Here is a 12,888-nt window from a genome sequence, read left to right on the forward strand (position 1 = left end):
TCATTTTGTAATCGTGTGGTTATAAATCAAAAGTCTCAAATTATGAAAGTTAAATTCTTCTTTGTTGTAGCAATTTTGATGGTAATTTTTTGTTTTTTTTCATTTTCAGAGATAAATAATACCAACAAAAACAATCTTTCGGAAAACACGATTCAGCAACGTTTTCAATTACCTCAGGGATTTGTGAGAGAAGAGGAATCTAAAACTTCGTTTGACTTTTTTTTACGAAATCTTCCATTAAAACCCTTGGGTTCAAATGTTTTGTATTTTGATGGAACTATAAAGCCAAATCGAAACGTTTATGAAGCGGTTGTGGATTTGCCCATTGGAAAACAGGATTTGCATCAATGTGCCGATGCCGTGATGCGTTTGCGAGCAGATTATTTTTATAGCCAAAAACAGTACGATAAAATACATTTTAATTTTACAAATGGTTTTCGAGCTGATTTTAGTAAATGGGCCGAAGGTTACAGAATTGCAGTTAAAGGCAACAAAACGAGTTGGGTTAAAACTGCAAAACCATCTGACAGTTATGAAACGTATTGGAAATACTTAGAGACGGTTTTTATGTATGCAGGAACGGCTTCGCTAGAAAAAGAACTGAAGCCAATCAATGTTTTAGACATAAAAATAGGTGATGTTTTTATAAAAGGAGGTTTTCCAGGTCACGCTGTTATTGTGGTTGATATGGCTGTGAATCCAAAAAACAATCAAAAAATTATGCTTTTAGCACAAAGTTATATGCCAGCACAGGAAATTCAAGTATTGAAAAATCCAAATAATAGTTCGTTGAGTCCTTGGTACGCTGTCGATTCTGGAACTTCTGTGAAAACTCCTGAATGGACTTTTAGTTCTTCACAATTAAAACGTTTTTAAATGAAACAATTCCTTTTTTTAGTCCTCATATTTCAAAATGCTTTTTCTCAAGAAATTCCATTGAATGTTCAAAAATTAATTAAAGCATATCCAGATCAAATTGTTGGTTACAACGACAATAAAATTATTTTTAGTGACAAATCAAGCTTGATTTATGATGATTTTAAAAATAAAACGAATCAAGAATTATTAGATAATCCTGATATTGAGGATCAATTTAGGTTTGTTTATACTAAAGGAGCTAAAAGTTTAATTCCAAAGGAAGATCCAGGAAGAATTCGAAATGAAGATTTTTTTAAGAAAATTTACGGAAATTCAAAATCAGAAGTTGAATCAAAAATGACTGAAATTATTTGGTGCCCGAAATTAGTCAATCAAAAAGTTAAAATAACAACCGTAAATGGAATTGATAAAATAATAAAAAAACTCTCATCAGAATTAGATAATAATCCAGAATTTAAAAAATACATTACTGATATTGGAGGTACATTTAATTGGAGAAAAATTTCAGGAACAAACCGATTGAGTATGCATAGTTTCGGAATGACAATAGATATTAATGTCAAAAATTCTAGTTATTGGCAATGGGATTGTAAATGTAAAAATGAAGAAGCTGCTCTTTCGTATAAAAATCAAATTCCCCTCAAGCTAGTTTCAATTTTTGAAAAATATGGCTTTATTTGGGGAGGAAATTGGAAACATTATGACACAATGCACTTTGAGTATCGACCTGAACTTTTGTTATAAATTTTAAAATTGTTTTATTGCAAAAAGAATATTGCAAAGGAAAGTGTAGTGTTTAGGAATTAAAAATTTATGATTATGGATTTCAGGCTAAAAGTATTTTACACCGTTGCGCTCCGCCTTAATTTTACTAAAGCGGCGACAGAATTATATATTACACAGCCAGCTGTTTCCAAACACATTCAGGAACTCGAAGAAACCTATAAAACCAAACTTTTTGAACGAAATGGTTCTAAAATTGCCTTGACTCCAGCGGGGCAAATTCTATTAAAACATACAAAAGATATTTTTGAAATTTACCGAGAAATTGATTTTGAAATGAGTTCATTCATCAGTGAACGCCAAGGTTTATTACGACTAGGGGCGAGTACAACTATTTCACAATATGTTATTTCTCCCGTTTTGGCGCGTTTTCATCAAAAACAAAAAGATATAAAAGTCAATTTGCTGAATGGAAATACAGAACAAATTGAAAATGCTTTGATCAATAAAGAAATCGAAATTGGAATTGTAGAAGGGCAATCAAAAAATCAGTCGATTAAATATATTCCGTTTTTGAAAGATGAATTGGTTTTGGTCTGCAACAGTAAAAATCCGTTAGCAAAGCAAAACGAAATTTCAGTAAATGATTTAAAATCAATGAAATTCATAACCAGAGAACGTGGTTCAGGAACACTTGAAGTTATAGAATTTGCTTTGAAAAATTTAAATTTAAAACTTTCTGATTTGCAGATTGAAATGCAATTGGGAAGTACAGAAAGCATAAAATCATATCTCCTAAATTCAGATTGTTTTGCATTTATGTCCATTCATGCTGTTGGTAATGAATTGAAAAATAAAGAATTAATGGTTTTAGATGTGGAAGGATTAACAATCGAAAGATATTTCTATATTATTACTTTATTAGGAAAATCAGACCCGTTGTCAGAGTTGTTTATTCATGATATTTCATCTCATTATAACTTGAGGTTATAGCAGATTGTTATTTGCGATTGGCGATTCTGTTGAAAAGAACAGAACTTTGCAAAGTAAATACCAATTATCTTTATTTTGAAAACAAAACAACAAACAGCATCACAATTATTTGAAATCAATCAATCTTTGCAAAAATTACTTTTTGCAGTAATAATTCTTTTGTGCTTATTTTCGATTATTTCTCCGCCAATTGCTTTGCTATTGGGTGTTGTGCTTGTAAATTTTTTCGGAAATCCATTTGTAGAATTTAATGCCAAAGCAATCACATTTTTATTACAGTTTTCTGTAGTTGGATTGGGCTTCGGAATGAATGCTTCAAGCGCTTTTTCAGCTGGAAAAGAAGGTTTTGTATTAACTGTATTTTCAATTTTCAGCACATTAATTTTTGGTTTTCTATTGGGAAAATGGCTTAAAACCGAGAAAAAAACTTCTCATTTAATTTCATGCGGAACGGCAATATGTGGTGGAAGCGCAATTGCAGCGATTTCGCCAGTGATCAAGTCAAATGAAAATCAGACTTCTATTGCTTTAGGAGTGATTTTTATCCTAAATTCAATTGCATTATTTGTTTTTCCTTTTATTGGACATCAATTAGATTTGTCACAAAAAGACTTCGGTTTATGGTGTGCAATTGCTATTCATGATACCAGTTCTGTAGTGGGCGCAGCAAATAAATACGGCGCCGAAGCTTTGCAAGTGGCAACAACTGTAAAACTGGCCAGAGTGTTATGGATTATTCCAATTTCGTTGATTACGGCATTTGTTTTCAAGAACAAATCCCAAAGCGTCGGGACAAAAATCAAAATTCCTTATTTTATCGGTTTCTTTATTTTGGCAATGCTATTGAATTCGTATGTTTCAAGCGTTTCTGTTTTTGCATCGCATATTGTAAATGTTGCAAAAATCGGATTGACAATAACCTTGTTTTTAATTGGTGCAACTTTGAATTTTACAACGTTAAAAGCGGTAGGAGTAAAGCCTTTGCTTCAAGGTGTTTTTCTTTGGGTTTTTATAGCGGTTTTAAGTTTGCTATCCATTTTGTATTTAAGTTAAATCACTTGGCATTAGAAATTTTTACAATTGGTTTTCCTGTCATTTTATAGAATTTTCCTTTGAATTCAAAACGTCGTTCAATTACAAAATCAAATTGTTTTTTGGTTTTGGCTATGGTAGCGAACTCTTCTGGCAAATCAACTTCGTAATCGTCTTCTGTGTTTTTTGCTTTTTTATAAGAACCCGTTGTTTTGATTATAAAATCCCTAAAAAACTTTTTGTTGTTATCTGTTACTACAGTGTAGGAACTTGACCAGTTTGTACTTGGACTATTGGAAAGCGTATAGTAATCTACGTCCATTAATGGTTGATATTTGCCGTCAAATCCTGCAATTAAATATAAATAGCCATTATATGGCGCGCCAGGGCCTCCATTAGTATGCCAAATTGTGAAAGCATATTGATTTTCTCCAATTTCTACAAGTTTGGGTTTTGGTGCTTGAGAAAATGAACCAAATGCCGCAATAGCAGGCTGAAATGACTTCATTTCCCAAATCTTTTCGTTTTTGGCAAATTTAGCAACACCGACAAGACCTCCAGAAAAACGGCCTGTTTGCAGTCCGTCTTCGTCGTGATTAGAATGATTAAAGAAAAGCAACTTGTATTGATTTCCCTGAGAGTCGGAATAATCAATGTTTTCAAGAAGTCTTGTTGCAACACCTTCGGTATATGGAAATAACTGATCGCCTTCAGTGCCATTTACATCCAAAAAAGGAGCAGGTTTGCAAGATTTACATTTCCAACTTATAAAAGTGTTTTTATCAGCGTAATGGTATATTTTTCCTGGAAATAATTTCAACATTGCAGTTTCCACATTAAATGGATCGGCAATTTTTAGTGTTCTTTTGGTATTTAAAATAGTGTCGCTAACATTTTTTAGCTGGATGTCAGCTTCTTGTGCGAATGAAATAGTTGTTATGAAAAGAAATAAATGTAAAGCTACAAGGCGCATAGTAATTTTGTTAAATTGTAAAATCAAACGTACAAATAAAAATTGAGTCAGAAATAAACTTAGGTAACTTATAAAGCGTAAAATGGATAAAAAATTAAATTAGTACAATCTTAAATAGTATTCTTTGAATTATCTTTAAATTATGTGTAGATTTGCCCCCTCAAATAACAAAAACAAATGAAAAACTTCAGAATGAGACCAAGGTTAATTGCCTTATTTGCTTTAATTATTGGTTTTTTTACTTTATCATGGGGTATTGTTGGCCATGAAAGAATCAACAAAGCAGCTGTAATGGCTTTGCCAAAACAAGTACAAGTATTCTTTTACAATCACATTGATTTTATTACTCAGGAAGCTTCAGTTCCAGACATCCGCAAATATGCCTTAAATTACAAAGAGGAAAATGGGAGACATTATTTTGATATGGAAAATTTTGGACCTGTTGAGAGTTTGCCACAGACATTAGAAGAAGCAAAACAAAAATATGATGCTAAGTTTTTGAATGACAACGGAATTTTGCCTTGGTACATTGAAGAAATGATGGCAAAGTTGACAAAAGCTTTTAAAGATAAAAACAGAGCTGAAATTTTGTTTCTTGCTGCAGATTTAGGTCATTATATTGGAGATGCGCATATGCCTTTGCATACTTCTGCAAATCATGATGGTCAATTAAGTGATCAAAAAGGAATTCACTCACTTTGGGAAAGCCGTTTACCTGAATTATTTGCGAAAAATTACAAGTATAATGTTCCTGAGGCACAATATTATGAAGATGTTCATAAGGCAACTTGGGCTATGATTAATGATACGCACAGCCTGGTTAAGCCTTTATTAGATATTGATAAAAAATTGAGAACTTCGACTCCGGAAGATGGTGTGTTCAAAAAAGATGCTGAAGGCAAAATTTTGAAAACAAAATACAACACTGCTGTTTTCTCTGAAGAATATGCTGAGAAATTGCACAAAGATTTGAATGGAATGGTTGAGTCTCAAATGAGAAAAGCAATCGCTGCAACAGCAAGTTTTTGGTACACAGCGTGGGTAAATGCAGGGAAGCCAGATTTAAGCACTTTGGATGCTCCAGCTGTTACACAAAGAAATTATCCTTTCTTACAAGAAGATTTGAAACTATATCAAAAAGGTGATTTATTTGGAATGAAGAATCAAAACGATTAAATCTTTTTGTTTCACGTTTCATGTTTGAAGTTTCAAGTTACTTTGGATTTAAACAAAAAAGAGAAAGCCTCAAGTTCAAGATGAATTTGAGGCTTTCTCTTTTGTTTTATGGTTTGTTATAATTTTTCGGTTGCGTAGAGCTTGGCATTTTTTACTTTAAAATTATTAAGCTGATATTGTTTTTCTTTTAATAAATAAGAAGCTGATTGATAAAATGAAATTGCATCGTTTACCAAATCGGTTTTTTCTACTTTCAATGGACTTTCTTCATACATAATTTGAAATTCTGGTGCAACACCTGCTGTTGGTTTTACTTTTAAAGCGTATTGTTTTACTACTTGTTTTGGCGACAAAATAGTCAAAACATTGTCCTTAATAAGTCCTAAGTCTTGATAAGTTGCAATGAAGGCTCTTGGTTTATAGTCGGCTTTAAAAACATCTTGGCCAAAAAATTTGCTTTCATAATCAAAATGCAACATTCCAAAAAGTGTTGGCATTAAATCAATTTGCGACATCAATTGATTGTATTGCGCTGGTTTTTGATTTGGTTGATAAATGAAAGCTGGAATTCTATACTTGTCTAATGGAAGTTGCGTTTTTCCAGCACTTGATGCGCAATGATCAGCCACAATAACAAACACAGTATTATTGAACCAAGGTTGTTTGCTCGCCATTTCAAAGAATTTTCGAAGGGCAAAATCAGTATATTTTACACCGCCTTCACGAGATTTAATATCACCTGGAATATCAATTTTATTGTTTGGATATGTAAATGGCCTGTGATTGCTCACCGTCATGATATGATTAAAGAAAGGTTTGTTTTCCTTGGCTTCAGCATTCATTACCTTGATTGCTTTGTTGTACATATCTTCATCGCAAACTCCCCAAACATTTGAAAACGTAATTTCTTCTGGCGAAAAGCTTGATTTGTCTACAATTTGATAGCCGTTTCCAGAATAAAAATCTCTCATATTGTCAAAAAAAGCATCGCCTCCGTACATGAATTTTACATTGTATCCTTTTTCTTTGAAAACAGATCCAGTTGAAAACTTGTTTTTGTTGTCTTCACGTTTTACAACGCTTTCGCCCGCAGTTGGAGGCAAACATAAAGTTACTGCTTCTAGACCTCTAACAGTTCGGTTACCGGCTGCATATAAATTAGTAAACTGTAAACTTTTTTGCGCTAAGCTATCTAGGAAAGGCGTAATGTTTTGCTTATTTCCGTAAGCTTTCATAAAATCGGCACTATAGCTTTCGATTGTAATCAAAACAACGTTTTTGCGAATTTCAATAGAATCACCAGCAATTTTTCTCGTAGTATTTTCGCCCGAAATATTAGGGAAATTTTCTTTTAGATTAGCAAATGCTTGATCATTTGGCAATGTTTTATAAAACTTGAAATAATCTAATTTGTTGTTTTGGAAAGCCAAGTAAAATTTATATATACCGTTGGATTGCAATTCGTTGACAAAAACATTTTTAGAGTTTTCTGTTTTTGACATCGTTGGAACTGCAAATAAAGAAATCAGAAATAAGCTTAAATAAACTCCTGAAATTTTTAATTTTTCACCCACATTCGGAATATCTTCAATATAATTTTTGGATCTTTGTAAAATAAAATACGTAATCGTAGCAGTTACAATAAAAAGAACTGAAAAAATAGGAACAACAGGGTAGGACTGCATGATATTTCCAATGACTTCATTTGTGTAAATCAAATAATTAACGGCAATAAAGTTGTATTTTACTCCAAATTCATTCCAAAAGAAATATTCACTCAATCCATTTTGAAGAATCAATAAAACGTAAAGAAAAATAACAAAAGCAAATAACCAGTATCTGATTTTGTCTCTCCATTTTGGAAGAAAAAGCAACAAAGCGAAAAGAAGTGTTTTTATTCCAACAAATATTAAAACAATTCGTGGCAAAGCACCGCCATATTCATCAAATATGCTTTTTCCTGAAGCGATATATAAAAGTAAAGCAACAAAACCACCAAGAATGATATATCCGTAAGGTTTGTTGTATTTTGCATTAGAAATGAAAATCAAATAAAGCCATAAAAATCCACTTGCCAATACAAAAACAAAAAAATCAGAAATTAATCCTAAGCTGAAAATCTTCAAACTTTCAACAATTGTAAAGGAGCTTTGCGTGATTGGGTGGAAAAAAAGCACAATTCGCAATAAGAAACTAATTAGAAAATAGAAAATTGCGAGATTGTAAAAAGGTGAAAACTTCTTATAAAAAACCATGGTACTATATTTTATGTAAAATTAATTTGCATTAATGAATAGCAGATGAAGATATGCTTTTACCTTGCTTAGTATTAACTTAATGTTGTCTTAAGATGATTAAATTGGTTTATTCTAGAGCATTGAGGTTACTTCTAAGTATGAAAATTTTTATCTTTGACAAACCAAGAAGGGATTCAATTTTAAATCTAAATCGGAAATACATGCATATTTTAATAGTTGAAGATGAATTAGGAATTGTTCAATTTTTGCAACAAGGACTACAAGAAGAAGGTTATTTGGTGACAACTGCCAATGACGGCTCAAAAGGATTTGAGTTGGTTCAAGAGCACCAATATGACTTGATTTTGTTGGATTGGATGTTGCCTAAAATTAATGGTTTGGATTTGTGCAAAGCAATCAGAATCAAAGATCAGCACACGCCAATTATTTTTTTGACTGCAAAAGATACCGTACAGGAAACGATTGCCGGCCTAAAAGCGGGTGCAAATGATTATATCAAGAAGCCATTTAGTTTTGAGGAGCTTGTAGAGCGCATTAAAATTCATTTTAGACATAAAAAAGGAGATCAGGAATTGACGCTTGGAACCATAAAAATCGATTTGGCAAAGCATATTGTGCTTAAAGACGAGGAAGAAGTGGCGCTTACGCAACGAGAGTTTGAATTGTTGACCTATTTGATTCAGAATAAAGGTAAAGTTTGTACCCGAAACCAGATTTTGAAAGATGTTTGGGAGATTAATTTTGAGTATGACACTGGTGTTATTGATGTTTTTATGAATGCCATCAGAAAAAAACTCAATTTGAAAATTGAAGAAGATTATATAAAAACAATTCGTGGTATTGGTTATATCGCTAATGATTTATAAATGGAGCAACTATCCTTTAAACACAGAATCGCTTTAAATTATATCATAACAACAGGATTGTTGATATTGGTGGTTTTTTCAGCAACTTATTTTACCGTAAAATTTACTGTTTATAAGCATATTGATGAAAATTTGATGATTGAAATTAACGATCATTTAAAAGAAGTCAGAGTCGAAAATAATAAAGTGATTTTTATGGATGCCCAAGAGTGGGAGGAGCGAGAGCACAATTCTGTTGATGTGAATCCTGTTTTTGTTCAGTTTTTAGATTTGAATAAAAAAATCATTGAAAAATCGCCGAATTTAAAAATCGAAAAATTAGTTTATCACGAAAGCAAAGACCATTATGAATTGTTTGATACCAAATTATTAGGCAATAAAATCAGGCAAATTCAGGTTCCGCTTTATGTAAAGTCAAAAAAAGTTGGCTATTTAATTATTGCAATGTCGCTTTCTGACTCGGCTAAAGTATTGAAGAATCTTTTTGATACCTTGCTGATTGCTTTTCCGATTATTTTGGTTGTGCTGTATTTAATTGCGAGGTTTTTTGCGGGCCGAAGCATAAGGCCAATAAATGCAATTATAAATACGTCTAAAGTAATTACAAAAGATAATCTGAAAACGAGAATTCCGTTGCCGAAAACGCGCGACGAATTGTTCACACTTTCAAAAACAATAAACAATTTATTGAACCGAATTGAAGATGCAATTGAGCGAGAAAAACAATTTACTTCAGATGCTTCACATGAGTTAAGAACACCTTTAACTGTTATTAAAGGAACTCTTGAAGTATTGATTCGTAAACCTCGTGATAATAAGGAGTATGAAGAAAAAATTAACTATTGCATAAATGAAGTCGATCACTTAAATGCACTTGTCGATCAGTTGCTTTTAATGGCGCGTTTTGAGAATCAAAAACAGAATATTAAAACAGAATCGGTTTATTTGAATTCAATGATTTTAGATGTTTTGACGTTGAATTCTGAGAAGATAAATGCGAAGAATCTTAATGTAAAATTCGATGCGATTACCGACTGCTATATCCAGTCGGATACTTTTTTAATGATTACGATTTTAAGAAATATCATTTCAAACGCAATTAAATATACAAATAACGGAGGAAGCATTTTGATTTTGCTTCTGAAACAAAATGGCAAAATAATCTGTAAAATAAAAGATAACGGAATCGGAATTGCAAAAGGTGATTTGGAATCTATTGTGAATCCGTTTTTTAGGTCAAATTCAACTGATCATCCTGAAATTAAAGGAACTGGACTGGGTTTGTCTATTGTTAAAAGAACTACTGAATTGCTTGATATCAAGTTTAAAATAGAAAGCGAATTAGAAGAAGGAACAACTGTGACTTTGACTTTTAACGAGGGCTAAGAAAACGTTATCGTAAATTGAAAATCCACAGTAAAAACGGTACTTCAATTTTTATTTAACAATAAACTATCGTTAAGTTATATTAAAAATTGTTTTTTTATGAAATTAACTAGTATATTTGCAACCGAATCAAAGAATTATAAAACAAACCAAACAATGATTTCAAATCAATTACATCATCATCATTTTCATTATTGCTCTCAGGCGATGTGTTAATGGTATGTGTGTAAATCATCATATTTTAAAACCCGTTTGAGTACATCAAACGGGTTTTTTTATACCAATTCTTTGTACTCAAACTATTAATCAAACAACAACTAAAAAAAAATGAGTACTTTAAAAATTGCAATTCAAAAATCTGGTCGTTTAAACGAAGACAGCATTCAAATCCTTAAAGATTGCGGTATTTCAATCAACAACGGGATTGATCAGTTAAAAGCAGAAGCTTCAAACTTTCCTCTTGAAGTTTTATATCTTAGAAATTCAGACATTCCTCAATATTTAATTGATGGAGTAGTAGATTTGGCCATTGTTGGCGACAATCTTTTGGTAGAAAAAGGAAAAGGAATCGAAGTGGTTCAAAAATTAGGATTCTCAAAATGCAAAGTTTCTGTAGCAGTTCCTAAAACATTTGACTACAATTCTGTGCAAGATTTAGCAGGTTTGCGAATTGCAACCTCTTATCCAAACACTGTAAATGAATATTTTAGTAAATTTGGTTTAAAAGTCGATATTCACCAAATCTCTGGTTCTGTTGAAATTGCACCAAACATTGGGCTTGCAGATGCTATTGTTGATATTGTTTCAAGCGGAAGTACATTATTTAAAAACAACTTAAAAGAAGTTGAAGTAATCTTAAAAAGCGAAGCAGTTTTAGCAGTTTCTCCAAAAGTTTCTCCAGAAATCCAAAAACACATCGATACTTTAAAGTTCAGAATTCAGGCCGTTTTGCGTGCCAGAAATTCAAAATATATTCTGATGAACGTTCCAAATGATAAAATTGATGCTGTAGGGAAGATTCTTCCTGTTTTAAGGAGTTTAACAGTTCTTCCATTGGCACAAGAAGGCTGGAGTAGTGTTCACTCCGTAATTGACAAAGATACTTTCTGGGATGTAATTGATCAGTTAAAAGAAGTTGGAGCCGAAGGAATTTTGGTTTGTCCAATCGAGAAAATGGTTCTTTAAAAAAAAGAAAATCTGAAGTGGAAATTCCAAATCCGAAGTTGTAGATGCAGCTTTGAAAACTTAGTGTTTTTCAAGACAAAGAGAATAATAAAACCTTGCGCCCTTTGCGATAAAAAAAAATAAAGGCATGAATAAAATAGACAATCCAAAACCAGAAATCTGGTCAGAAATATTAAAAAGACCAACTCAAACTATTGATGATATTGAGGTTACGGTAAAAGAAATTTTCAGAGAAGTACAGAAAAAAGGAGATGAAGCTGTAGCTAAATATACTTCAATTTTCGATGGTATTTCACAAGACAATTATGAAGTTTCTTTAGAAGAAATAAATGAAGCAATCGAATTGATTCCGAATGAATTGAAAGAAGCAATTCAATTGGCAAAAGACAATATTTACAAATTTCACAGAGCGCAGAAAACCGACAGAATTGAAGTTGAAACTGTTGAAGGAGTAAATTGCTGGCAGGAAAAAAGACCAATTCAGAAAATTGGTTTATATATTCCAGGTGGAACTGCACCTTTGTTTTCTACAGTTTTAATGTTGGCAGTTCCAGCAGAAATCGCAGGTTGTAAAGAAATCGTGTTGTGTTCGCCACCAGATAAAAAAGGAAAAATTAATCCGGCAATTTTGTATGCTGCAAATTTATGTGGCGTAACTAAAATTTTAAAAGTTGGTGGTATCCAGGCTATTGCAGGAATGACTTTTGGAACACAATCCATTCCGAAAGTATATAAAATCTTCGGACCTGGAAATCAATTTGTGACTGTAGCCAAACAATTAGCAACGCAATTTGGTGTGGCGATTGATATGCCGGCCGGACCATCAGAATTATTAATTGTGGCGGATGATACAGCAGTTCCGGCTTTCGTGGCTTCAGATTTATTGTCTCAAGCAGAACACGGAACAGACAGTCAAGTGATTTTGGTTTCGACTTCGAGAAAATTAATCAATGAAGTTGAGGATGAAATTCAGTCGCAATTAGAGGTTCTTCCGAGAAAAACCATTGCAGAAAAAGCAATTGAAAATTCGAAATTGATTTACGTTGAAAACGATCAAATTGCTTTAGATTTAATCAACGAATATGGGCCTGAGCACTTTATAATCTGTTCAGAATATGATGATTTTTATTGTAACGGGATCGTAAACGCAGGTTCAGTTTTCATTGGGAATTATACTCCGGAAAGTGCCGGAGATTATGCTTCAGGAACAAATCATACACTTCCAACAAATGGTTACGCGAAGAATTACAGCGGTGTAAACTTGGATAGTTTTATGAAATCGATGACGTTTCAAAAAATATCTAAAACCGGAATTCAAAACATCGGAAAAGCGATTGAAGCTATGGCTGAAGCCGAAGGTTTGCAAGCGCATAAAAACGCGGTGACGTTGAGATTGAAGAGTTTAAAATAAAAGACA

12 protein-coding genes are annotated in these 12,888 nt (G+C 32.4%); 9 read left to right on the forward strand and 3 right to left on the reverse strand.

What is annotated here, in order from left to right; translation table 11 throughout:
• Window positions 1-42 precede the first annotated feature (42 nt).
• The 4 genes from SCB73_RS17075 (at window position 43) to SCB73_RS17090 (ending at window position 3,648) form a co-directional block, all read left to right on the forward strand.
• Window positions 43-876 carry a DUF4846 domain-containing protein gene (locus SCB73_RS17075; protein WP_320567399.1) on the forward strand — a complete coding sequence of 278 codons (834 nt, stop codon included), beginning with the start codon at window positions 43-45 and terminating at the stop codon, window positions 874-876.
• Complete coding sequence (locus SCB73_RS17080; RefSeq protein WP_320567400.1) at window positions 877-1,623, forward strand: M15 family metallopeptidase; 747 nt, start codon at window positions 877-879, stop codon at window positions 1,621-1,623. It begins immediately after the preceding gene.
• Window positions 1,624-1,698: 75 nt separating this feature from the next.
• Entirely contained in the window at window positions 1,699-2,595 is an 897-nt protein-coding gene (locus tag SCB73_RS17085) for a LysR family transcriptional regulator (RefSeq protein WP_320567401.1), read from the forward strand.
• 75 nt (window positions 2,596-2,670) lie between these two features.
• Window positions 2,671-3,648: a YeiH family protein gene (locus SCB73_RS17090; protein WP_320567402.1), complete on the forward strand. Its 978-nt coding sequence runs from the start codon at window positions 2,671-2,673 to the stop codon at window positions 3,646-3,648.
• A gap of 1 nt (window position 3,649) precedes the next feature.
• Here SCB73_RS17090 and SCB73_RS17095 read toward each other — a convergent pair whose 3' ends face one another.
• Entirely contained in the window at window positions 3,650-4,600 is a 951-nt protein-coding gene (locus tag SCB73_RS17095; protein WP_320567403.1) for a glycoside hydrolase family 68 protein, read from the reverse strand.
• Window positions 4,601-4,777: 177 nt separating this feature from the next.
• Here SCB73_RS17095 and SCB73_RS17100 point away from each other — a divergent pair, with 177 nt between their 5' ends.
• The gene (locus SCB73_RS17100; RefSeq protein WP_320567404.1) at window positions 4,778-5,776 is read left to right on the forward strand and encodes a zinc dependent phospholipase C family protein; all 999 of its coding nucleotides are present in this window, start codon (window positions 4,778-4,780) and stop codon (window positions 5,774-5,776) included.
• A 116-nt stretch (window positions 5,777-5,892) separates the two neighbouring features.
• Here the strand turns inward: SCB73_RS17100 and SCB73_RS17105 are convergent, their stop codons facing one another.
• On the reverse strand, window positions 5,893-8,031 hold the full coding sequence (locus SCB73_RS17105; protein ID WP_320567405.1) for an LTA synthase family protein: 2,139 nt from the start codon (window positions 8,029-8,031) through the stop codon (window positions 5,893-5,895).
• 203 nt (window positions 8,032-8,234) lie between these two features.
• Between SCB73_RS17105 and SCB73_RS17110 the strand changes: the two genes are divergently transcribed.
• Window positions 8,235-8,900 (forward strand): response regulator transcription factor, encoded by a 666-nt coding sequence (locus tag SCB73_RS17110; RefSeq protein WP_320567406.1) that lies wholly within the window; start codon window positions 8,235-8,237, stop codon window positions 8,898-8,900.
• On the forward strand, window positions 8,901-10,286 hold the full coding sequence (locus SCB73_RS17115) for a sensor histidine kinase (protein WP_320567407.1): 1,386 nt from the start codon (window positions 8,901-8,903) through the stop codon (window positions 10,284-10,286).
• A 109-nt stretch (window positions 10,287-10,395) separates the two neighbouring features.
• Here SCB73_RS17115 and SCB73_RS17120 read toward each other — a convergent pair whose 3' ends face one another.
• Window positions 10,396-10,524 (reverse strand): hypothetical protein, encoded by a 129-nt coding sequence (locus SCB73_RS17120; RefSeq protein ID WP_320567408.1) that lies wholly within the window; start codon window positions 10,522-10,524, stop codon window positions 10,396-10,398.
• An 89-nt stretch (window positions 10,525-10,613) separates the two neighbouring features.
• Between SCB73_RS17120 and hisG the strand changes: the two genes are divergently transcribed.
• Window positions 10,614-11,471 (forward strand): ATP phosphoribosyltransferase, encoded by an 858-nt coding sequence (gene hisG, locus SCB73_RS17125; protein WP_035643834.1) that lies wholly within the window; start codon window positions 10,614-10,616, stop codon window positions 11,469-11,471.
• 127 nt (window positions 11,472-11,598) lie between these two features.
• On the forward strand, window positions 11,599-12,882 hold the full coding sequence (hisD, locus tag SCB73_RS17130) for a histidinol dehydrogenase (protein ID WP_320567409.1): 1,284 nt from the start codon (window positions 11,599-11,601) through the stop codon (window positions 12,880-12,882).
• The last annotated feature ends 6 nt before the right edge of the window (window positions 12,883-12,888 follow it).

This window comes from Flavobacterium sp. KACC 22761, from assembly GCF_034058155.1.
GTDB lineage: Bacteria > Bacteroidota > Bacteroidia > Flavobacteriales > Flavobacteriaceae > Flavobacterium.